This is a genomic window from Sphingobium sp. LF-16 (genome assembly GCF_003711185.1).
In the GTDB taxonomy this organism is placed as follows: domain Bacteria; phylum Pseudomonadota; class Alphaproteobacteria; order Sphingomonadales; family Sphingomonadaceae; genus Sphingobium; species Sphingobium yanoikuyae_A.
In genome coordinates this window covers 355571-378035 of sequence record NZ_CP029335.1, presented here as the reverse complement: position 1 = coordinate 378035, position 22465 = coordinate 355571, and the positions used below count along the sequence as shown (strand labels likewise).

Below are 22465 nucleotides of genomic sequence, written 5' to 3'. Positions count from 1 at the left end.
AGCGCTATTGAATAACGAAATTGGTAAAATAAACGTTATCGACACCGCCATAGCCGGTCTTCTGCTTGAGTACATCGTTGATGATGCCCCGGATTTTTCCTTGCAGCATGCGCTTGCCGTCGGGCGTGACCAACTGCTCCTCGGGCTGTTCGGCGAGCATCATCAGCACCTGGCTGCGAATCGCCATCTCGTGCATCTTGATCGCGGCGATCACGCGATAGTCATAATAGGTCGACACCGCGACGGTGATCTGGGCGAAGGCGTCGGTGTCCGTCATGTTCGACGTGAAGGGCGCCTGAAGCTGGAAATAGGTGGCCTGATAGGCGGTCGGATTGGCCGGCGCGGGCAGGTCGATGCCCTTGCCCGGCGCATGGGCGGCCGACGGGGCATGCCCCTCGCCACCGGCACTCGCATGGCCGCCGCCTTCGCCACCACCACCGCCTTCACCGGCCCAGCCATGGGCGGTGGCGACAGCCTGCGCATCCTCGCCCGCCAGGACGAGCACGGGCTTGTTGGGATCTTCCTTGGGGCCTTCGGCCTTGGGGCTGAAGAAGCCGGCGGCGTACAGCCCGCCCGCAGCGCCGGCACCGCCCACCACCATGGCGACGGCGACCAGCAGGATGAGCTTCATCCCCCCACCCTTCTTCTTCTTCGCCTTGGGTTCATCGCTCATCGTTCACGTCCCCTGGAATATCCCGTCCCGGCCGTCAGGCGTAGCGCGCGCGGCGGACGTCACCGGCGCTATCGCCGGTGTCACCATGGTTAAGAACGGCCGGATCGCTCCCGGCTTTATGGCCAAGGCCATTATTTTCACGGCCCTGCCAGCGGCCCTGCGACGAGGATTGGCCCATCGACTGGCCCGCCATCTGGCCGGCACCTTGCCAGGCGCCCTGCTGCTGGGATGCATTGCCCTGCTGGCTGTTCGACTGGCTGCCGGTCTGACCATTGGCATCGGCCTTGGCCGCTTCGGCAACATGCGGCGCGCGTTCGATCTTCACTTCATGGATGCGCACGGCGGCAAGGCCGGCGTCCAGCTTCAGCCGGTCGCTATCCTGGCGCAACGCCATTTCCGCCGCCTCGCTGGCAACGGTCAGGCTGACCGCCGCGCCATCGCCATCCTGGCGGATATCGACCTGGATCGGGCCAAGCTGGTCGGCATTGATCTGGAACCGGCCCTGCGCGCCATTGGCCGACAGGCCGGCAATGTCGCGGGCCAGCCCGTCAATCCACTGTCCCGACACGCCCATATCGACCACCTGCTGGCCAAGACTGGCCGACAGGTCGACCGTCGGCATCGCCGCCGGGGTGACCGAAGGTGCCTGGGGCGTGGCGGCCTGTGGCGCGGAGACTTCCGAGCCATGATGGGGCGCGGCCGGGGTGGCAGCGACCAGCGGATCGACGGCCGTGGTCGCCTTGTCCGGCGTGCGATCGCTGACCGGCGCTGCCGCTTCGGCGCTGTCGCGCACCGGCGTCGCCCGGCGGTTCATATGGTCGCGCACCAGTTGCAGCAGCGACAGGGCTTCCGCCTTGGCCGGCTTGGCAGCCATGGGCGCGGCCGGGATGTCGGTGCCGGCGGATGCAATCTCGACATCGGCCGCTTCCGGGCTGCTGGTTACAGCCGCAGGCGCGGTCTTCTCGGCCGGCCTGGCCGCCGCCGCGACCATTTCTACCGGCATGTCGGCGTCCGTCGCCGGTGCTGCCGCCACAGCGGGCATGACCTGCTCGACCGGGCGCGGTGCGTTCACGGGCTGCGGCACGGCCTGGACCGGGGCCTGCACGACATTCGGGGCCGCGTTGGGGGCTGGCGCAGGCTGGGCCGGGATCATCGCAGCGACCAGTTCGGGCGTCATTTCAGGCGCCGCCACGGGCGCTGCAACGATCGGGTCATCCTGCCCATCCGCGCCGACCACCGGGGCCGTCACCGCTTCCTGTCCCACGGCCGGTTTCGAAGGGGCCTGGGTGTGGGACAATGAAGGTGACAGCGAAGGAGACACGCTCAAAGGCATCTCCCGGGTCGGCGCGGATGGAGCCGAAGATGCGGGGGCATCGATCGGCGCCTGCGGCAAGGGGGGGAGTGCAGCAGGCAAGGAATGGGCAATCGGATCGGCGACGATCGGCGCGTCATTGTCGACGGGCGCATCGGCCGTCACTATGTCAGCTTCGCTGTCAGCATCGGCGATGTCGTCGGCCTCGGGCACGGCCATCGCAGCCGGCAGAGGCTGCGGCGCGGGCGTCGGCGTGGCCTTGATCGGAGCATCAGCAAAGGCGAGCGCGATCGGCCCTTCGGCTTCCACCGGCAGCGGCAGGGCGGCAGCGGCAGTCGGAGCCGGTGCTTGGATATCGGCAGGCGCAGGCGCGACCACCAGCGCCGGGGTCGGTAGAGGCAGCGGTAGGGCTTCGGTGACAGCCTCGCCCTCCGGCAGGACGATCGGGGCGGGCTCGGCCGATACGGGCGCAACGGCCGCCTGATCCTGGACCGGCGCAGCGACGGGCAGGACCGGCTCTGCAACCGGCAAAGCGGCCGCAACGACCGGCAACGCCGGTTCTGCGGCCGGCTGGACCGGCATGGCCCGCTGGGTCAGAAATTCGGCGGTGTCCGGCAGAGCCGGCGCCTCGATTGCTTCGGGCGTCACGACCGGCGCATCACCCTCGATCGTCGCTTCCACCGGCAGGGCTGGCGCGCCCACGGTCGTGGCAGGCGCAGCCGGCTGCGACGCGCCATCGACATCGCCCAGCAGTGCAGCGAAGTCGGCCGCACCCTCGGCAACCGCCGAAGCAGCGGCCGTCGTCGCACCGGCCAGCGGCGTCGAGGAGAAGAGCAGCGATTTGAGGCTGGCGAGCATGGTCATGTCAATTGTCCCCCGTGCGCTGCATGCGGCGATAGCGCGGCAGCGCGGCAAGCTTGTTCTCGCGCCATTCTTCCAGCGCGACGCGGGCCCGATCCTTCAGGCGCGCAGCAATTTCCTTCTCGCGGTTGGCCGCGATGCTGAGCCCTTCCTTCGCCTCCACCTTGCGGCGAGCGTCGTAGAGCGCGCCGTCGAGCTGGCGACCGGCCTGCTCCAGACGGCTGGCCAGTTCCTGCATCGAGGCGAAGGAGGCGCCGGTGGCGCCGCCCTGAACGCCAAACAGCTCGCCCCGCACCCGGCGCAGACGTTCCAGATTGGTAGCGATCCCCTCCGCCTCGTCACGCGCGCGCGCGGTCTCGGCCATGGCCATGGCATGCTGGACATGGCGCACGCGCAGCACGCGGTGGCGGCGGGACACCAGCCCCTTCACGCCCCGAACTCCGCGATCAGCGCGTTGGCGCTGGTATCAAGGTCGATCCGGCTCTTCTGGTCCTGGCGGATGAAGTTCAGGATTTCCTGGCGACGCTGCACCGCCTCGTCGATCACCGGATCATTGCCGGGACGATAGGCGCCCATCAGGATGAGGTCGCGATTTTCCTCATAGGCGGCCCAGAGGCGGCGATAGGCGGCAGCGGCCTGGCGATGCTCGTCCGGCACGACGTCGGCCATCACGCGCGACAGGGACTTGCCGATGTCGATCGCAGGGAAGATCGCCTGTTCCGACAGGCTGCGCGACAGCACGAAATGGCCGTCGACAATCGCGCGGGCGGCGTCGACGATTGGATCGTCGGTGTCGTCGCCATCAGCGAGAACGGTGTAGAGCGCAGTGATCGAGCCGCCAGTGCGGGCGTCGACGCCGGCCCGTTCGACCAGGCGCGGGATCAGCGCCAGCGCCGAAGGCGGATAGCCCTTCATCGCCGGCGGTTCGCCGAGCGCCAGGCCGATCTCGCGCTGGGCATGGGCGCAGCGCGTGAGGCTGTCGATCAGCAACAGCACCTTCTTGCCGCGAGCGCGGAAATATTCGGCGATGGCGGTGGCGCGCGCGGCGGCCCGCAGGCGCAGCACCGGCGGATGATCGGCCGGCACGGCAACCACGATGCTCTTGTGCATCGCATGCTTGAGCTTGGTTTCGAGGAAGTCGCTGACCTCGCGGCCACGTTCGCCGATCAGGCCGGTGACGACGATATCGGCTTCTGCGCCGGCGATCATCTGGCCCATCAGGACGGACTTGCCGACGCCCGAGCCGGCGATGATGGCGATGCGCTGGCCGCGCCCGGCGGTCAGCAGCGCGTTGACGGCGCGCACGCCGAGGTCGAACGGCTCGGTCACGCGGCCGCGATCGAGGACATTGCCCTTCACACCGTTGAGCGGCCAGACGCCGCCGGCGATGATCGGCCCCTTGCGGTCGAGCGGCTGACCCATGGCGTCGATGACGCGGCCGATCAGGCCCTCGCCCACCTGCACCATATTGGCCTGGCTGTCGGGTTCGACACGAATGCCGTTTTCCAGCGGCGCGTCAGCGTCGAGCGGCACCAGCAGGGTGCGTTCGCCGCGAAAGCCGACCACTTCGGCGCGGCAGACCGATCCGTCGCTGGCAAGGACGCGGGCGCCCGAACCGATCGGACGGCGGAAGCCGGTGACTTCCAGCATGCCGGCATCATGGCTGACCAGACGGCCGACATGGCGCGGCTGGCGGTTCTGGACCTGAAGATGCTCGAACAGCGTTTCGGCCTGCGCCAGCTCGGCGCGGATCATGCCTTACCCTCCATGTCGTCCATCAGGGCGCGCAGGCGCGCCAGACGAACGTCCGGGCCATCCTCGACCCAGCCATCGGCGGTTTCGAGGCGCACGCAGCCGCGCTGCATGTTCTTGTCCGACACCAGCGGCACGCCGATCTGCTCGCCTTCGAGCAGGGCGACGTCGTCAGGATGCAGATGCAGCGCGCTCTTGTCGCTGCTGTCATCAATGAAGGCGGCGACCGCTTCGCAACGCTGGGTCAGCCGGTCGAGATCGATCTGCACTTCGCCGACAATCTGTTCGACCAGACGGACGACCGTGGCCGACAACATGGTCGACAGGCTGCCGCTGGGCGCCGGTGCCAGCATTTCGAGCGCGGCGGTCAGGCGGTTGCGCGCCTCGATTTCGTTCGCCTGATCCTCACCGGCAGCGCGATAGCCTTCCTCGAAACCCTGCGAGAAGCCCGCCATATGCGCTTCGTCGATCGGATCGGTTTCCGGTTCGGCATGGATCGGCGCGCGGGCGGGCGCCGCGACGACGTCGCCGGGCAGCGCCGAATAGAGGCTGCGGAAGCCGTTGCTGGCCACCTGGCCAACGCCGATCATCGGCACGCTCGATACGTCGTGGCTGGCTTCGGCGGCCCAGATCTTAGACAAAGTCGTTCCCCTTGCCACCCAGCATGATGGTGCCGGCATCCGCCATGCGGCGGGCGGTGGCGATGATCAGCTTCTGCGCGTCGATGACTTCGGCCAGGCGGATCGGGCCGCGTTCCTCGATCTCGTCGGCGATCGCCTGTGCGGCGCGGGCCGACATGCAGCTGAAGATCTTCGCCTTGAGCATGTCGTTCGCACCCTTGAGCGCCACGACCAGCACCTGGCTGTCGACGGTGCGCATCAGCGTGCCCAGATTCTTGTCATCCATGTCGATCAGGTTATCGAAGACGAACATTTCCTCTTCGATGGTCTGGGCGATCATCTTGTCGCGCTTGGCGACGGCCTTCATGATCCGCTGCTCATTGTCCTTGCGGACATTGTTCATGATCGCGGCCGCTTCGACCGTGCCACCGCGCTGCGACGCTGCACCCTGCTTGTTCACCGGACCGCGCAGCAGCAACTGCTCCAGATCGTCCAGCGCCTCGTTCGACACCGGGCCGAGCGTGGCGATGCGATAGACGATCTCTTCCTGATATTCGGTCGGCAGCAGTTGCAGCACGTCGGCGGCAACCGGCGCTTCCAGATGGGCCAGCACGATCGCCATGATCTGCGGATGCTCCATCTCGATCAGGACGGCGATTTCCTTGGCGTCCATCCACTTCAGCATTTCCAGCTGGGTGGAGCGGGTCGGCGGGGTGATGCGGGCCAGGATGGTTTCGGCCCGTTCCTCGCCCAGAGCCTTGGTCATCGCGCCGCGGATATGGCGGGTGGCGCCATAGCCGATGGTGGTGCGCTTCTTGGCCTTGGTGACGAAATGGTCGAGCGCCTCGTTCACTTCCTCAGGATCGACATCCTGCACGTCATACATGGCATAGCCGAGCTGGCGGACTTCTTCGGGCTCCAGGCGCGACAGGATCTGCGCCGCTTCATCCTCATCGAACAGCATCAGCAGGACGGCGGCGGCGGCGCTGCCCTTGAGCGCCTCGGGACGGCCGGGGACGATCTCAGGCATTTTCCTTCTTCCCTTCCTTCAGAAGGTCGCGGACCACCAGGGCGGCGCGATCGGGATCCTGCTTGACGAAGTTGCGGATCAGGTCGGCGCGCTGGGCATAGTCATAGGTGGACGAGATCATGTCGAGCGTCACCGGACGGCTGGGATCGGGATTTTCGGTCGCCTGCTTGGTCAGTTCGCCTGAAATTTCGCGACCCAGGCGCTGCCCGACTTCAGCGGTCTCGACCGCCTTCGCTTCCTGGGCGGCGGCGCGGCGCTTGAGCAGCGGGCGACCGATGCCGAAGATCACCAGCAGCGCGACCAGCAGGGCCGAGACATTGCGGATCAGCGGCGACATCCAGTCGGCCTCATACCAGGGCGCCTTGACCTCTTCGGCCTTGGCGAAGCTGCGCGCCGACAGGGCAACGACGTCGCCACGGGCCTGGTCGAAGCCGACGGCCCCCTTCACCAGAGCTTCCAGCGCGGCAATTTCCTGGGCCGAGCGCGGCTTGCCATCAGCGCCGGTGTCGAGCGCGACGGCGACCGACAGGCGCTTGACGGTGCCGACAGCATCCTTCGTGACCGACACTTCACGGCCCAGCTCGAAGCTACGGTTGAAGGTTTCCTCGGTCTTCATCGGCGGCAGGCCCGGCGTGGCCGGCTGCTGCTGTTCGGCCGTCTGGCCCTGCGTCACTGCCTGGCCGTTCGGGTTGGTCTGGGTCACGGTCGGGTTGACCGGCGCCTGGTTGCTGAGCGCGCCGGGAATGCCCGATGCCTCGCCAGCCTTCTGGCCCCGCTCGTCCGACGACCAGCTGCCCTGCTCGGCACGCAGGCGCGCCTCGTCCTGGGGGAAGCTTTCGCGGGTCGCCTGGCGTTCGGCGAAATTCAGTTCGGCGTGGACTTCGGCCGAGAATTTGCCGTCGCCCAGGATCGGGGTCAGCAGCGCGACCACCGACTGGCGATAGCGGTCCTCGATCCGGGTCTGGATGGCGAGCTGGCGATCGTCGGCGGCATTGCCGTCATTGTTGCTGAGCAGGCGGCCATTCTGGTCGACAACCGAAATATCCTCCGGGTTCAGTTCCGGGATCGACGAGGCGACGAGATGGACGATGGCGCTGACCTGCGCGTCGGTGAGCGTGCGGCCCTGCGACAGGCGGAGCATCACCGAGGCGGAGGGCTTGGTGCGTTCGCGCAGGAAGACGCTGGGCGCTTCGACTGCGAGATGAACCTTGGCGCTTTCGACGCTGTCGATCGCCTCAATCGTGCGAGCGAGATCGGTTTCGCGGGCGCCGCGCAGCTTCTCATTCTCGACCGCGCGACTGGCGCCCATCGGCAGGCTGTCGATCATGCTGTTGCCGTCGGGCGCGCTCTTGGGCAGGCCCTGCGCGGCGAGCATCATCTTCGCCTTGAAATAATCGCCCTCGCCAACGGTCATGCCGCCGGCATTGTCGAAGTCGTACTTGATGCCATTCTGGTCGAGCACCTGGGCGACCGCAGATTTGTCGCCATCGGGCAGGCCGCGGAACAGGTCGCGCTGCGGCGGTTCGCGCAGGGCCAGCCAGGCCGCGCCAGCCACCGCAACGGTGCCGAGCAGGCCGAGCAGCGGCAGGCTTTTGGCCACGGCCGGCTGCTTGATGAAGCCGGCGAAGCGCGCCTTGAGCGCATCCACGCCCTTGGCATTGCCGAAGCTGGCACCGGTGACGGCCGGGAGGGCCGGGGCAGCGGCCGAGCCGCCATCGATGGTGAGTGCGTTCTCGCTCATGGGTTAGACCGGCATGCTCATAATGTCCTTGTAGGCGGACAGGAGTTTGTTGCGGACCTGGAGGGTCGCCTCGAAGCTGACCGATGCCTGCTGCTTGGCCAGCATGACCGCAGCGATATCGGTGGTTTCGCCCCGCTCGAACGCCGAGGCGGCGTCGCCGGCCTGGGCCTGCAGGCCGTTGACCTGCTGGAGCGCGTTGTTGAGCGCATCGGTGAAGCCGCCGGGCGCGGTGCCCTGCGTTGCGCCAGCGCCGCCAGCCGAACCGACATTGCCGGTCGAGGCGACGTCGCGCAGCGCGGCGTTCTTCTGCAGGATGGCATTGCGCATCGCCATCACGCTGTCGGTGGGAGAGATACCGGTCATGCCCTAACCCTCCTTAAGCCGCAGCCAGCTCGCGCATCTCGGCGAGCCGATAGCGCAGCGTGCGTTCGGAAATGCCCAGCTTGCGGGCGGCGGCGGCGCGATGGCCATCGGTCTCGCGCAGGGCGGTGCGGATCGCTTCCAGCTTGGAATGATGGGCGACGTCGCGCAGGCGGATCGGTTCGGCCGGCGCGGCAGCGACTGCGGCGACCGGCGCGGCCGAAACGATACGCAGCGGCTGCGGCGCGCCGGCGACATGCAGGTCGTCGGCTTCGATACGCTCGCCGTCGCGCAGCACCAGCGCGCGCTGCAGCACATTACCCAGCTCGCGGGCATTGCCCTGCCAGCGATGGGCAGCCAGCTTGCCTAGCGCCGCGGCGGTCGGCCAGACAAAGCCGTCCTTGCCGGCATCCTGGTGGCGCAGCAGCATGGCGGCGGCGATCGCGGCGATGTCGCCGGGACGTTCGGCCAGCGGGCGCAGTTCCAGCGCCATGACATTGAGGCGCCAGTAAAGGTCTTCGCGGAAGCGGCCCGCGGCGACTTCATCGGCCAGGTTGCGGTTGCAGGCGGCGACGATGCGGACATTGACCGGCACCGGATGGGTGGCGCCGACCGGCAGCACTTCGCCTTCCTGGAGGGCACGCAGCAGCTTGGCCTGGAGCGCGAGGGGCAGCTCCGCAATTTCGTCGAGGAACAGGGTGCCGCCGTCCGCGGCCAGGAACAGGCCGTCCGAGGCATTGGATGCGCCGGTGAAGCTGCCCTTCTTGTGGCCGAACAGCATGGCTTCCATCATGGTTTCGGGCAGCGCGGCGCAGTTGACGGCGATGAAGTCATGGGTGACCCGGCCGGACTGGGTATGAAGGAAGCGCGCCATGCCTTCCTTGCCAGTGCCGGTGTCGCCCTGGATCAGGACGGTAGCATCGCTGCGGGCCACGCGGCCGGCCAGTGTCATCAGGCGGGCGCTGGCGGCATCGCCAACGGCCGGGACCGAAGCCGGGCGGGCCAGCTCGGCGATCAGCGCGAAGGCAAAACCCATGTCTTCGAGGCCAAAGGCGACGCGGGCGGGCAGGCCATTGGCCGCCGGCACCAGCGACGGCTTGCCGTCGACCAGGTTGATGAGGATATCGCGATGGGTGGCATGGCCGATCTCGGTCGCGAGAAGGACGCGGCGGCTATCCCGCTCACGCGGGCTCTGCGCATCCACGATCCGCACCGTGTACAAGGCATTTTCGAGCCAGTGCTGCAAGCCCGGAACGAGCGCGCAGACCCCACGGCTCACGTCAAGCGATGACATGAACTGTCCCCAGTGTCTTGGCAGGTTTGTGCCCCCGCACGCCCCTACCCCCTTCGATGACTTAAATTTACGCCTACGTGGTTATTAGATGGTTAACGCGGCCATTAACTTGCCGGTGACCGGCAATTTTTTTCCGCTCCGCCGGCAGAAAAATCGCACTCTATATATACGCGCACGCGTAGAGGGCTGTTTTTCCGTCTTTTTCCAGAAAAATCGCATCATCCCCTAAAAGCTTTTCGCGGCCCGCCGTTATCCCCTTTCGAGGCCGCAAGCGTCAGACGACAGCGACCTGATGAACGGAAAGGGAATATCATGACTGTTATCGGAACCAACTCGTCGGCGCTGCGGGCCACCAATGCTTCGGCCGCCTCCAGCAAGGCTCTGTCCACCGCCATGGAGCGCCTGTCGACCGGCAAGCGCATCAACTCGGCCAAGGACGACGCCGCCGGCCTCGCCATCGCTTCGTCGATGACCTCGCAGATCAAGGGCATGACCCAGGGCATCCGCAACGCCAATGACGGCATCAGCCTGGCGCAGACCGCAGAAGGCGCACTGGGCGAAGTCACCAACATGCTGCAGCGCATGCGTGAACTGACCGTCCAGGCCGGCAACGACACCAACGACGACACCGCCAAGGGCAACATCAAGTCGGAAATCGACCAGCTCGCCACCCAGATCGGCAAGGTTCTGTCGGACACCAGCTTCAACGGCATCAAGCTGTTCGACGGTTCGGCCGGTCCCGCCTCTGACGGCAAGATCAACATCCAGGCTGGTGCCAACTCCAGCGACGCGATCGAAATCGACCTGGGCAATGTCGAAGACGACACCGATGTCGCCGCCGTCGTGACCGCTGGTGCGACCACCACCGCCCTCGACGTCACGGCCGGCACCTTCGACGTCGGCGCAGCGCTCGACCTCTACGACTCGGCCCTGAAGGCGATCGACACCTCGCGCGCCAATCTCGGTGCGGTGCAGAACCGCCTGGAATCGACCGTCAACACGCTGACCGCGAACGTCACCAACCTGACCGACGCCAAGAGCCGCATCGAAGACGCCGATTTCTCGACCGAAACCACCGCGCTCGCCAAGGCCCAGATCCTGAGCCAGGCATCGACCGCGATGCTGGCCCAGGCCAACCAGAGCCAGCAGAACGTCATGAAGCTGATCCAGTAATCCGGATCGGACACCGAAAATGACGGGTTGAGGTATTGGTCACCGGCAACCCGCCATGTCACCCCCGGCACATCAACAGTCCCCACCGTGCCGGGGGTAACACCTTCGATCAAACGGCCAAATTCGAAGCCTCCGTCCCCCCGGACGGGGGCTTCATCGCGTTTGATTACAGGCACATCTTGCATTGCCGCGATCAGCACCCATGATGGACGCATGACCATGATCGACCGGCGCGCCTTGATCGCTGCTTCGGGCGCAGCGCTGCTGCTCCCCCGCCCTGCCCTTTCCCAAGCCAGAAACGACCGTTTCTCGTGGGATGGCATCATCGCCATGGCGCAGAAGCTGGCGCGCGCGCCCTTTGCCGAAACCCCGCCCAATCCGGTCGCCGCCAAGGTCGGTTATGACCAGATGCACCAGGCCCGGTTCCGCGACGAGAAGACGATCTGGGGCGACCTGCCCGGCGACACCGGCGTCCGCCTGTTCCCGCTGAGCGGCACGGCCCAGCAGCCGGTGCAGATCGCACTGGTGGACAAGGGCGTGGCGACGCCGCTGCGTTATGACCCCGCCATGTTCGAGACGCCCGACGGCAATGCCGTCGCGGATCTTGGCCCGGACGCGGGCTATGCTGGATTCCGCATCATGAATGCCAGGCGCGACGGCGACTGGCTGTCTTTCCTGGGTGCCAGCTATTTCCGCGCGCCCGGCCCGACCAAGCAGTTCGGCCTGTCCGCCCGCGCGATCGCGATCAACACCAGCATTCCGGGCAAGGAGGAATTTCCCCGCTTCACCCATTTCTGGCTGGAGCGGACCGGCGACAACAGCGTCACCGTCTATGCCCTGCTGGACGGGGCATCGATCACCGGCGCCTTCCGCTTCGTCAACCGGCTTGGCGCCAAGGGGGTGACACAGGACGTGACCGCCGCCCTCTTCCCGCGCCGGCCGATCCCCGAACTGGGGCTGATGGCGATGACCAGCATGTTCTGGTACGACGAGGCGCATCGGACCAAGGGCACCGACTGGCGCCCGGAAATCCATGATTCCGACCTGCTCTCCATCGCCAGTGCCGATGGCAGCGCGCAGGCCCGGCCGCTGGTGAACCCGTCCGTCCCGCGCGTCGATGGCTTTGCCGAGACTAGCCCCAAGGGCTTTGGCCTGTTGCAGCGCGACCGCAATTTCGACCATTATCAGGATGACGGCGTCTATTATGACCGTCGCCCCTCGCTATGGGCGACCCCGTCTGCGCCGCTGGGCGCAGGACAGGTGCGGCTCTACACCTTCCCGACCGACAGCGAATATACCGACAATGTCTGCGCCTATTGGACGCCGGCCAAGGCCGCGCGTCCCGGCAGCCGGATCGACGCCGCCTATCGGCTGGACTGGACCGCGGACCGGGCACCCGCCGCCAGCAATCTGGCGATCGTGCAGGCGGTCTGGCGCGGTCGTGGCGACGAAGCCGGGGTCGAACGATTGGTGATCGACTTTGCCGGCCTGCCCGCCGACGCGAAGCCCGAACTGTGGACCGACATCGGCAATGGCACCATCGTCAAGAAGGGCGGATATCCGGTACTGGGCCAGGAGGGATTGTATCGCGTGGCGATCGACATCCGCAAATCGGGCGACAGGGCGGCGGATATCCGGGTCCAACTTCGCTCTGGCAATCGCGCGTTCAGTGAATATGTGCATTATCCGATAGGCGCATGAAGGGAACCACGCGGGTAGCGAAAGGTTCTAGCGCTCGGGTTAACCAGGAATGGGTCTGACATGACATCGACAGGAGGCACGAACGTGGCCGATGGGGCCACGGGGGCGCAAGCGCTTGTCCGGGCGTTCGAAAGCGTGCCGGCAGAAGCGCCGCTTGCCATGCCGGTGCAGGATTTCGCGACCGCGCCTGGTCGGATCCATCGGCCACTGAACATTGACCTGTGGGCCCGCCGGCTGCTGGTCGTGCTGCTGGCACTGCTGCCCGCCGCGCTTGCCGCGCACGAGATGCGCCGGTCGATCGGCCTGGATGGCATTTCCTTCTGGGAGGGCGTCTATCTTGCCCTGTTCATCCCGCTTTTTGCCTGGATCGCCTTTGGCTTTGCCACTGCCGCGATCGGCTTCCTGCTGCTGACGGTCGGCAAGGGCAAGGGCGTGCGCCCCTATATCCCGCGAGACCGCACACCGCTCAAGGCGCGCACCGCCATCCTGCTGCCGGTCTGCAACGAGGATTTCCTGGGCGTGCTCGGCCGCCTGTCGATCATGGAACGATCGCTGTCGCAGGTGATGGGGGGCGAGCGCTTCGAATTCTTCATCCTGTCGGATTCCAACCCGGAAAATGGCGAAACCGAGCGCAAGGCCTATCTGGAAATGCGCAAGGCCTTCTCGCGCCCGGTCCATTATCGCCGCCGCGCCCGCAATATCGGCCGCAAGCCGGGCAATATCGAGGAGTGGGTGACCCGTTTCGGCGGCGCATATGACCATATGATCGTGCTGGATGCCGACAGCGTGATGAGCGGCCAGACCATGGCGCGCCTGTCGGTCGACATGGAACGCCACCCGCATCTGGGCCTGATTCAGACCGTGCCGACGGTGATGGGCGCGGCCACGCTGTTCGCCCGCTGGCAGCAATTTGCCAGCCGCCTGTTCGGGCCGATCTCGGCCGCCGGCATGATCTGGTGGGCCGGGTCCGAAGGCATGTTCTGGGGCCATAATGCGATCGTGCGGGTGCGCGCCTTCGCCGAAAGCTGCGGCCTGCCCGAACTGCCGGGCCGTGCGCCCTTTGGCGGCCATATATTGAGCCATGACATGCTGGAAGCGGCGCTGCTGCGCCGGCGTGGCTGGGACGTCCACATGGTCACCGCCGACGACAGTTTCGAGGAATTTCCGCCGGCCATGCCCGACCTGTTCACCCGCGATCGTCGCTGGTGCCAGGGCAATATCCAGCATGTCCCGCTGCTGGCGAAGATCAAGGGGCTGCATCCGGTCAGCCGGTTCCAGCTGTTCGTCGGCGCATCGGCCTATTGCACCTCGCCGCTATGGCTGGCGATGATGCTGGTGGTTCTGGGCGGCGTCGCCACCGGCGTCTGGCCGCCGGCCGCCGTGCTGCCGTCCAGCACGCTGCTGACGGTGACAGCGGTGCTGCTGTTCGGTCCCAAGATATTGGCGATCGGCTGGGCCATGGCCGACCCGTCGCGGCGGATCGGCTTTGGCGGCGCAGTGCGGATGACGCGCGGCGTGATCGCCGACATAATCCTGTCGATCCTGATGGCGCCTGTCGCGATGCTGACCCAGACGATCAACCTGTTCAGCATCCTGATGGGCCGCAAGGCGAGCTGGAACGGCCAGACCCGCGACCGCGACGGCATGGCGATCCTGGGTGCGATATGGCTGTTCAAATGGCATATCTTGCTGGGCGTCGGCCTGACCGTGCTGGCGGTGCGCGCCAATGCGATCGGCTGGATGAGCCCGGTGCTGGCCGGCCTGTTCGCCGCGCCCATTCTGGCCGCGCTGACCGCACGCAAGGATCTGGGCCAGCGGGCGGAAAATAGTGGCCTGTTCCAGGTGCCCGAACCCTGGTGGCGGACACAGAATTACCGGCCGCTGCGTTTCCGCTGGCCGGTTCCGGGTCGCAAGGCATCGGTATCGCGCCCCGCCAACGACGGTTGACGGGCGTGCGAGCCGGTCAGTTCCAGTCGCTGAGCTTGCCGCGCAGCTTGTCCAGCGCCGACTTCTTGATCTGGCAGACGCGCGCCGCACCGATGTCCAGCGTCTGGCCGATTTCCTCCAAATTGAGTTCCTCGACGAAATAGAGTTGCAGCACCAGCGCCTCGCGCTCGGGCAGTTCGCCGATGCATTTGGCGAGCGCGCCCTTGAGCGATTCGCGCTCCATGATGTCGTCGGCACGATCCTCGACATCGGCGAACCACATGGACTGGTCGGAATAGACCTCATCCATGCTGGTGTGCTGGACCATCTCGGCGCCATCGGCCGCCTCGCGATAGTCGGCGGCGTCCATGCCCAGTTCAGCGGCCATTTCCGCTTCGAGCGGCGCCCGTCCTAACTTCTGTTCCAGCTTCGCGCGGGTGGCGGCCAGCTTCTTGCGGGTCGCCATGGCGGAGCGGCACAGGGTCGAATGGCGCCGCAGATGATCGATCATCGCGCCGCGCACGCGCAACTGCGCATAGGAGGCGAAGCCCAGGCCTCGATCCTCGAAGCTGTTGGCAGACTCCACCAACGCGACCATGCCGATCTGCAGCAGATCCTCCACCTCGATCGCGCTGGAGACGCGGCCATGGACATGCCAGGCAATCTTGCGCACCAGCGGCATATAGCGGCGCGCCAGCTGTTCGGGGGAATTGGCAAGCCCTGCCCGTCCATAGGTAAGGACATCCGAGCCTGCAGCGACCTTATTCATATACATTGGTCAGTCTCCTCAGGCGACGCGTTCACGCGGCAGCGGATCGTGCCGGGGCGTGGGACGCTGCTCGCCACCGACGACGGCGACAACCTCGACACCCTTGCCGTCCGGGATTTCCAGGAAGGACAGCACCGGGGTCTCGGGCAGATGGGGTTTGAACAGCCGGGCGAGCGCGCGGCGCGCGACCGGCGAGGTGACGATGGCGAAATTGCGCGCCTGGCCCAGCATCGGCCGGGCGGCATGCACGACCGATTCGACGATGCGGTTGCCCAGGCTCGGCTCGATCGGATGCTTGGCGTCGCCGGCGACACGCATCGCCTGCGCCAGCATCGCTTCCAGATCGCCGTCGAGGGTGATGACCGGCAGCGGCATCTTCACCGGGACGAGGCCCTGGATGATGAGCGCGCCGATGCGCTGGCGCACCGCTTCGACAAGCTGTTCGTGGTTCATGTCGGGGCGGGCCGCATCGACCATCGCCTCGCAGATGCGGCGGAAATCCTTGAGCGCGATCCCTTCGGACAGCAGCGCGCGGCAGAGCGCGGAAATCTGCGTCAGGCTGAGCGTGCCGGGGGTCAGGCCGTCGACCAGCTGCGGCGCGACATCCTTGAGATTGTCGAGCAGCTTGCGCGCTTCGTCCAGACCGAACATCTCGGCCGCGTTCATCGCGATCAGCTGGTTGAGATGGGTGGCGACCACCGTCGGCGGATCGACCACGGTATAGCCGGCGACCACCGCCTCGCTGCGCTTGGCCGGCGAAATCCAGACAGCGTCGAGGCCGAAGGTCGGATCCTTGGCCGGGCGACCGGCGACCGTGCCTTCCAGCATGCCGCTGTCCAGCGCCAGCAGATCGTCGGGCCAGATATCATCCTCGCCCACGACGACGCCGGCGATGGTGATGCGATACTGATTGGGTTCGAGCGCCAGATTGTCCTTCACGCGGACCATCGGCACGACAAAGCCCAGTTCCTTCGACAGCTGGCGACGAATGCCGGTGATGCGGGCCATCAGCGGCGCGCCCTTGCGCTCGTCGACCAGGCCGATGAGGCCATAGCCAATCTCCAGACCCAGGATCGCGCCATCGGACACGTCGTTCCATTCGATGATGGCCGGGTTGGGCGGCGGCGCAACCGGTTCGGGTTCGGCGGCCTTGCGCTGGCCGGCCTTGCGCAGCTGCCAGGCGATACCGCCGGCGATGGCCGCGGCCGTCAGGATGATGAGATGCGGCATGCCCGGCAGGATGCCGAGGAAGCCGAGGATCGCGGCAACGGGCACCCAGGCCTTGCCAGTGCCGAACTGGCCGGCGACCTGGGCCGACAGATCCTGTTCGGACTTGACGCGGGTCACGATCGAGGCGGCGGCGATCGACAGCAGCAGCGCCGGGATCTGCGCGACCAGCGCGTCACCGATGGCGAGCAGGATATAGGTCTGGGCCGCATCGCCCATCGCCAGGCCATGGCTGACCACGCCCAGGATGATGCCGCCGATGATGTTGATCGCCAGGATCAGGATGCCGGCGATCGCGTCGCCCTTCACGAATTTGGACGCACCGTCCATCGAACCGTAGAAATCCGCCTCGGTCGCGACTTCGGCGCGGCGCAGCTTGGCTTCCTCAGGCGTCATCAGACCAGCGTTGAGATCGGCGTCGATCGCCATCTGCTTGCCCGGCAGGGCATCCAGGGTGAAACGCGCCGACACTTCCGACACGCGGCCCGCGCCCTTGGTGATGACCACCAGGTTGATGATCATCAGGATCGCGAAGACGAAGATGCCGACGACATAGTCGCCGCCGATCAGGAAGTGGCCGAATGCCTCAATCACCTGGCCCGCGGCGTCCGATCCCTCATGGCCCGACACCAGCACGACGCGGGTCGAGGCAACGTTGAGCGCCAGGCGCAGCAGGGTCGCGAACAGCAGCACCGTCGGGAAGCTGGAAAAGTCGAGCGGCTTGGCAGCGTTGAGCGCCACCATCAGCACGGCAAGGCTGATCATGATGTTGGTGATGAAGCCGATGTCCAGCATCACCGCCGGCACCGGCACCATCATGAACAGCACGACCATCAGCGTGGCGAACGGCAACACCGCCCCCTTGGCGGCGCTCATCCAGATCTTCGCTTTGACTTGGGTGGGAGTCATGAGAGGCCGTTACCTTCCGAGGGTGGCGAGCATGAGATAGGCGAGACGCGCGGTCTGCGGTTCCGGGCGGACGGTGACGTCGGCCTGGGTTGCAAGGCGCTGGGTTTCTATCCGCACATAATCGGCGGGGGCGACGGTCTTCGCGCCGCTGGGCAGCGAAGCATCGGCATATTGGACATTGCCGGTGCCGATCGAATCGACACCCTTTTGCAGCTTGCTGGCGAAGCGATCGCGAATATCGGCGAAGCTGCGGGCATTGCCCTGCTTGTCGTAGAAGATCGAGCGATTGGCACGCGCCGCCGCCGGGAAGATCGAGGCAGCCGTTGCGCCAGGCGCGCGATCATTCATCGACAGGAATTTGGAGGCACCACCCACGCCCAGGAAATGGGCGAGGTAGAGATCGACCGGCTCGGCCTCACGGCCCAGGCGGCTTTCCAGATAGGCCTTGTTGTCGGCGGCATGTTCCGCCGCCATGACCGAGGCGGTCTCGGGATGCTTGCGCAGGTCCAGGATCTGCTGGCGCAGATCAGGGTCCGACACATAATAGCGGCCATTGCTGCCCTTGCTGATCGCGTCAGCCGCCCAGCCCAGCCCATATTCGTCGCCATGCTTGTCGACGACGGCGAGCCAGCTCTGGTCGACGAACTGATAGAGGCCGGTGGCGGAAGAGGTGGCGGCACGGGCGCTGGGGTTCAGGCTGGATTCGATCTTGGCCTGACCAAGCAGGTAGGAGAAATCCACACCGGTACGACGGCTCGCCATCGCAATCGCGTTGGTGACGCGATTACCGGCCGAAGCTCCCGTTGCTGAAATGTCTGCAAGTGCCGACACTGACCCACAATCCCCATTTGGTACCGTGGGCTATTAGAGCAATGCTTGTGCCAAGATTTGGTTAACGCGGTTAAACAAGATTCTGCGTAAAACGAAAAACGGCGCCGATTGGCGCCGCTTTAGCCCGAAAGCAAAATTTATTTTTGTCAGCGCCGACCGTAGGTGAGCGGCGCATTGCGAGCGCCGTTGGAGGTCAGGATCGCGAGTCGCTGGCTGGTATAGTCCGCCAGCACATTGGTGCGGACGCGCGCCGCTTCGATCAGCGGCAGGAGCCGGTTGAGCCGTTCGACCACATCGGGTTCGGAACGCCAGGCGCCGATCGCACGGGCAGCAGCCGCGGCCGTGCTGACCTTGGTGCTGGCGGCTTCGATCGCGGCCGCATCATTGCCGTCCAGCGCAGCGCGCAGGTCGTCAAAGGCGGCGAAGAGACCATCCAGTGCAGCAAGGCCGAGGGGCATGAAGGAATGTCCTGTTTAGGCGGGAAGATCGAGCGCCATCATCCGGTCGGCGATCACCGACGGGTTGACGGGGTAATTGCCCGAAGCGATCGCAGCCTTGATGGCGGCGATGCGGTCCATGTCGACAGGCGCGCCCTCGGCCGCCATGCGCGCCGCCGGGCTGGCCGACGTCGATGCCGACGCGGCGGTGCCGGTCGATCCGGTTGCCGATGCGGCGCGGGTCTTACCCCCTTCGCGCAAGCGGTTAGCCTCGATTGCCGAACTGATGCTCTGGCCGACTGAGTTGATCATTGGTTCATTCCTTCACTCGTCCCTTGAACGCTATAACGGACAAGTTCAAAAATTATTAAATCCCGGAATGCGCACTACGCCCATGTCCACGATCTGGGCAAGTACAGGCGATGACTTCTTGTCTTCGCGCACGCGAATCGTCTCGCCAATTGCGCCATCTTCATCGGCGATCATCATGCGCGATACGCTGAAACTGGCATTGCCAGCCATGAGCTGGACCGGATCGCCGCGTTTGACGACCGATTCCTTGGCAACCGGCCGCGCGGCGGGGGCATAGCGACCGACCGGGCCGGAGGCAGCTGCGGCGGCGCCCGCGACCAGCGGCACACGAATGCGCCAGCCCAGTGCATCGCACTTGACCATGGCGGCGCCGAAGATCGGTCCTTCGACGCTGGGCGTGGTCGGGCAGGCGGCAAGGCGGAGGCGACGATCGACCGGCGCCAGCGGGCCACCGGGTTCGCCCATGTTCGCGCCGACGGTCATCGCGACCAGGCTGTCGATGCGATCCAGATTCTCGAACTTCTGCTGCGCCAGCGCGGGCTGCGCAGCGGCGCAGGCCAAGGCGATGGCGAGGAACTGAACGGGTCTGGTCACGGCGCTTCTCCGAAAATGCGGACTTTCGCCATGGTTAAAAGCAACAAACGTGCCAGTTAAGGATCAGGGCTTCACGGTCTCGCCCGGTGCGATGCGGATCACCTGCCCCTGCCCGTCGGCGCTGTCCGCCTGATCCAGGCCGCGGATGAGCAGGCGATCGCCGCCGATGCCCTGCGCCTTGAGCGCGCGCGCCACGGCGCCAAGCCGCGCTGCCGCCAGATCCCAATCGTCGAAACGCTGTCGCGCCCGGTCTTGCCCCTGGCTGCGCAGCTCGATCATGCGGTCATCCTGCATATAGGGGCGCACCGCTGCGCGCAGGCGTATCTGCCCCTGCGGCGTCAGCATCGCCTCGCCCGGCGCAAACAGCTCTGCCGCGCGCAGCTCGATCGCGGTGCGGGCGGGGCGGCCGCCAAATTGGCGACTGACCTCGGCCAGCATCGCATCGCGGCGCTGGCCGCCGGTCGCCTGGAGCAGCACGAAGAAGCCGAGCAACAGCATCAGCAGATCGGCAAAGCTGACGGCCCAGCGATTGCGCCGGGCCGCCGTTGCTGCCGATGGGATTGCGGGCGCGGTCATGCGACTTCGCGGATCGATGCGCGGCGCAGCGGCGCATTTTCGCGCCGCGCAATCGCCAGCATGCGCGCCACCGCCTCCTGCTGCCAGGCAAGTTCCTGTTCGGACAGGGTCGCCAGCCGCGCGGCGATCGGCGCGGCGAGCAGGTTGGCGATGACCACGCCATAAAGGGTTGTGAGCAGCGCAAGCGCCATGGAAGGGCCAAGCGCGGACGGATCATCCATCGCCGCGAACATGCCGACCAGCCCGATGATCGTGCCGGCCATGCCCAGTGCCGGCGCTGCATCGGCGACCGACAGCCAGACATTGCGCACGCTGGCGTGGCGCTGGGCGCGATCGGCCAGCGCCTGCGACGCCCAGGTTTCGAATTGTTCGACGCGATCGCAATTGGCAAGGCGCCGCGCAGCATCGACCATGAAGCCGCTGTCGCTCTTCACCCGGTCGATGCACATCAGGCCGCGCAACTGGGCCACCTGGTCGATCTGGAGCAGGGCCGTGCGCGCCGCATCCCGGTCGCGCAGCGGATCGGCGCGCAGCAAAGGCCGCAACGCCACGCAGGCTCGGCCGACCGCCTGAACGCCATTCTGCGCCAGCGCTACGACCGCGACGCCACCCAGCATCGCGGCGAGCGTAAGCGGATCGAACAGATGCGCCAAAATCCCGATCATCCCACCTTCCGTTCCGCCATCCCGACCGGGCGGCAAAAGATTGCCGCCACCCGGCAAATTTTTGCCGCCCTTGCCGCCCGATGCCGCGAAAGCCCGGATTTGCGGCAGTTTGCCGCACCATCCTGCGTCACCCACGCAAATTGGCACGGTCCTTGCGGATATCCGGCTGGATCGCTCGCATCGAACGCCATCAGGCAGGAGAACGGCGGGACGATCGAAAGCTTTAGGCCCGAAAGGGCAAAAAGGGACTGACGGGAAATGTCGCTGGAAGACGGTTTGTTCGGGATCCACGGAAAGGCGCTGGCGCTTCGCTCGCAGCGCCTGTCCCTGCTCGCGTCCAACATCGCGAACGCTTCGACCCCCAATTACAAGGCGCGCGACATCGATTTCGATGCTGCGCTCAAGGAAGCGACCGCCCAAAGCGACCGCGGCCCGGCCGATGTCGGCCAGGCAGTGGACGATGCCATGGGCTATCGCGTGCCGTTGCAGCCCAGCCTTGACGGCAACACCGTCGAACTGAGCACCGAACAGACCCTGTTTGCGGAAAATGCGGTGAAATATCGCACCACCCTCTCCTTCCTGGAGGGGCGCATCAACACCATCAACCGCGCGCTGAAGGGAGAATGAGCATGAGCGGTTCAGGCCCCATGAATGTGTTCGACATCGCCGGCCGCGCCATGAGCGCGCAGCTGGTGCGTCTGAACGCCACCGCATCGAACATGGCCAATGCCGGCAATGTCACCGGCAGCGCCGCCGAAGCCTATCGCGCGATCAAGCCGGTTTTCCAGTCGGTTACCGACAGCCCCGGCGTATCGACGGTCAAGGTCGCCAATGTCGTGACCACCAATGCGGAACCGACCAAGCGCCACGACCCCAATCATCCGCTGGCCGATGCCAATGGCGATGTCTGGGAGTCTGCGGTCGATAGCAATGCGGAGATGGTCGACATGATCGAGACCGCCCGCATGTACCAGAATAATGTGCAGGTGCTCAACACCGCCAAATCCCTGATGCTCGAAACCATAAGGATCGGCAAATGACGACGACGTCTACCGTCACCGATAGCGCAGGCCTTTCGGTCTACAACCCGAATGCCAATGTCGGCACGGGCAGCGCGACCATGGATCAGTCGAGCTTCCTGACCCTGCTGACCGCGCAGATGCAGTATCAGGATCCGTTCGAACCGGTCGACAATACCGAGATGGTGTCGCAGATGGCGACCATCACCCAGTCGACCGGCATCGCCGAAATGAACCAGTCGCTGAAATCGCTGGCTTCGGAACTGAGCGGCACGCGGCTTGGCGATGCGGCCAGCTGGATCGGCAAGTCGATGCTGGTTCAGAGCAATGTCGCGGTGCCCGATTCCAGCGGCTATTATGCCGGCCAGATTACGCTGAGCGGCGCCAGCGATGCCGTCAGCGTCGACCTGGTCGATGGCGACGGCAATGTCGTCAAGTCGATCGACCTGGGCGCGCAGAGCGCCGGCGAAGTCGCCTTCTACTGGGACGGCAAGGATGATGCGGGCGAAACCGTTTCCTCCTCCGCCCTGCAGGTCAAGGTCAATGGCGGCACCACCAGCCAGGTCGCGACCTGGGCCACCATCGCCGCCGTCCAGTCACCCGCCGACGGTTCCTCCTCCAAACTGATCACGGCGCTCGGCAGCTTCGCCCCGACCGACGCGATCAGCCTGATGTAATTTCAC

General features: G+C 66.0%; 23 protein-coding genes. 6 read left to right on the top strand and 17 right to left on the bottom strand.

All coding sequences use genetic code 11. From position 1 onward, the window contains the following. Positions 1–4: 4 nt before the first annotated feature. From DIZ22_RS01845 to DIZ22_RS01805, 9 genes are read right to left on the bottom strand one after another with little or no spacing between them, the layout of a single operon-like run. Complete coding sequence (locus DIZ22_RS01845) at positions 5–673, bottom strand: flagellar basal body-associated FliL family protein (protein ID WP_037517584.1); 669 nt, start codon at positions 671–673, stop codon at positions 5–7. A gap of 34 nt (positions 674–707) precedes the next feature. Beyond that, entirely contained in the window at positions 708–2849 is a 2142-nt protein-coding gene (locus DIZ22_RS01840; protein ID WP_122927871.1) for a flagellar hook-length control protein FliK, read from the bottom strand. 1 nt (position 2850) lies between these two features. Continuing rightward, positions 2851–3276 (bottom strand): hypothetical protein, encoded by a 426-nt coding sequence (locus DIZ22_RS01835; RefSeq protein ID WP_010338845.1) that lies wholly within the window; start codon positions 3274–3276, stop codon positions 2851–2853. Further along, positions 3273–4601: a FliI/YscN family ATPase gene (locus tag DIZ22_RS01830; protein WP_010338846.1), complete on the bottom strand. Its 1329-nt coding sequence runs from the start codon at positions 4599–4601 to the stop codon at positions 3273–3275. Before DIZ22_RS01830 ends, DIZ22_RS01835 begins: the two co-directional genes overlap by 4 nt. Continuing rightward, positions 4598–5239, bottom strand: coding sequence for a FliH/SctL family protein (locus tag DIZ22_RS01825; RefSeq protein WP_037490446.1), 642 nt, complete (start codon positions 5237–5239; stop codon positions 4598–4600). The genes DIZ22_RS01830 and DIZ22_RS01825 overlap by 4 nt, the downstream gene beginning before the upstream one ends. After that, a complete protein-coding gene (gene fliG, locus DIZ22_RS01820) occupies positions 5232–6248 on the bottom strand; it encodes a flagellar motor switch protein FliG (RefSeq protein WP_004208190.1) in 1017 nt (338 codons plus the stop codon). Before fliG ends, DIZ22_RS01825 begins: the two co-directional genes overlap by 8 nt. Continuing rightward, a complete protein-coding gene (gene fliF / locus DIZ22_RS01815) occupies positions 6241–7989 on the bottom strand; it encodes a flagellar basal-body MS-ring/collar protein FliF (protein ID WP_017500446.1) in 1749 nt (582 codons plus the stop codon). The genes fliG and fliF overlap by 8 nt, the downstream gene beginning before the upstream one ends. A 3-nt stretch (positions 7990–7992) precedes the next feature. Further along, positions 7993–8352: a flagellar hook-basal body complex protein FliE gene (gene fliE, locus DIZ22_RS01810; RefSeq protein WP_048938702.1), complete on the bottom strand. Its 360-nt coding sequence runs from the start codon at positions 8350–8352 to the stop codon at positions 7993–7995. A gap of 13 nt (positions 8353–8365) precedes the next feature. Then, positions 8366–9643, bottom strand: coding sequence for a sigma-54 dependent transcriptional regulator (locus tag DIZ22_RS01805; protein ID WP_048938701.1), 1278 nt, complete (start codon positions 9641–9643; stop codon positions 8366–8368). A gap of 312 nt (positions 9644–9955) precedes the next feature. On the opposite strand from DIZ22_RS01805, the gene DIZ22_RS01800 reads away from it, so the two are divergent. From DIZ22_RS01800 to mdoH, 3 genes are all read left to right on the top strand, one after another. Next, a complete protein-coding gene (locus DIZ22_RS01800; protein WP_010338850.1) occupies positions 9956–10816 on the top strand; it encodes a flagellin in 861 nt (286 codons plus the stop codon). A gap of 213 nt (positions 10817–11029) precedes the next feature. Beyond that, positions 11030–12517 (top strand): glucan biosynthesis protein, encoded by a 1488-nt coding sequence (locus DIZ22_RS01795; protein WP_048938700.1) that lies wholly within the window; start codon positions 11030–11032, stop codon positions 12515–12517. A 60-nt stretch (positions 12518–12577) separates the two neighbouring features. Next, on the top strand, positions 12578–14464 hold the full coding sequence (gene mdoH, locus DIZ22_RS01790; protein ID WP_048938699.1) for a glucans biosynthesis glucosyltransferase MdoH: 1887 nt from the start codon (positions 12578–12580) through the stop codon (positions 14462–14464). Positions 14465–14480: 16 nt separating this feature from the next. Here mdoH and DIZ22_RS01785 read toward each other — a convergent pair whose 3' ends face one another. The 8 genes from DIZ22_RS01785 to DIZ22_RS01750 form a co-directional block, all read right to left on the bottom strand. Next, entirely contained in the window at positions 14481–15218 is a 738-nt protein-coding gene (locus DIZ22_RS01785) for a FliA/WhiG family RNA polymerase sigma factor (protein WP_010338853.1), read from the bottom strand. 12 nt (positions 15219–15230) lie between these two features. Further along, on the bottom strand, positions 15231–17348 hold the full coding sequence (gene flhA, locus DIZ22_RS01780) for a flagellar biosynthesis protein FlhA (protein ID WP_004208198.1): 2118 nt from the start codon (positions 17346–17348) through the stop codon (positions 15231–15233). 9 nt (positions 17349–17357) lie between these two features. Next, positions 17358–18179 carry a flagellar protein FlgJ gene (locus DIZ22_RS01775; RefSeq protein ID WP_048938698.1) on the bottom strand — a complete coding sequence of 274 codons (822 nt, stop codon included), beginning with the start codon at positions 18177–18179 and terminating at the stop codon, positions 17358–17360. Between the two features lie 146 nt (positions 18180–18325). Then, the gene (locus DIZ22_RS01770; RefSeq protein WP_048938697.1) at positions 18326–18637 is read right to left on the bottom strand and encodes a hypothetical protein; all 312 of its coding nucleotides are present in this window, start codon (positions 18635–18637) and stop codon (positions 18326–18328) included. A gap of 15 nt (positions 18638–18652) precedes the next feature. Then, positions 18653–18928: a flagellar biosynthesis anti-sigma factor FlgM gene (flgM, locus tag DIZ22_RS01765; protein ID WP_048938696.1), complete on the bottom strand. Its 276-nt coding sequence runs from the start codon at positions 18926–18928 to the stop codon at positions 18653–18655. A gap of 45 nt (positions 18929–18973) precedes the next feature. Next, positions 18974–19522 (bottom strand): flagella basal body P-ring formation protein FlgA, encoded by a 549-nt coding sequence (locus DIZ22_RS01760; RefSeq protein ID WP_010338857.1) that lies wholly within the window; start codon positions 19520–19522, stop codon positions 18974–18976. 63 nt (positions 19523–19585) lie between these two features. Next, positions 19586–20098: a flagellar motor protein MotB gene (locus tag DIZ22_RS01755; protein ID WP_048938695.1), complete on the bottom strand. Its 513-nt coding sequence runs from the start codon at positions 20096–20098 to the stop codon at positions 19586–19588. Further along, complete coding sequence (locus DIZ22_RS01750) at positions 20095–20763, bottom strand: MotA/TolQ/ExbB proton channel family protein (protein WP_004208204.1); 669 nt, start codon at positions 20761–20763, stop codon at positions 20095–20097. The genes DIZ22_RS01755 and DIZ22_RS01750 overlap by 4 nt, the downstream gene beginning before the upstream one ends. Before the next feature lie 258 nt (positions 20764–21021). On the opposite strand from DIZ22_RS01750, the gene flgB reads away from it, so the two are divergent. From flgB to DIZ22_RS01735, 3 genes are read left to right on the top strand one after another with little or no spacing between them, the layout of a single operon-like run. Further along, a complete protein-coding gene (gene flgB, locus DIZ22_RS01745) occupies positions 21022–21390 on the top strand; it encodes a flagellar basal body rod protein FlgB (RefSeq protein WP_004208205.1) in 369 nt (122 codons plus the stop codon). 2 nt (positions 21391–21392) lie between these two features. Next, positions 21393–21803: a flagellar basal body rod protein FlgC gene (gene flgC / locus DIZ22_RS01740; protein ID WP_004208206.1), complete on the top strand. Its 411-nt coding sequence runs from the start codon at positions 21393–21395 to the stop codon at positions 21801–21803. After that, positions 21800–22459, top strand: a complete 660-nt coding sequence (locus DIZ22_RS01735) for a flagellar hook capping FlgD N-terminal domain-containing protein (protein ID WP_010338861.1) — start codon at positions 21800–21802, stop codon at positions 22457–22459. Before flgC ends, DIZ22_RS01735 begins: the two co-directional genes overlap by 4 nt. Positions 22460–22465 lie beyond the last annotated feature (6 nt).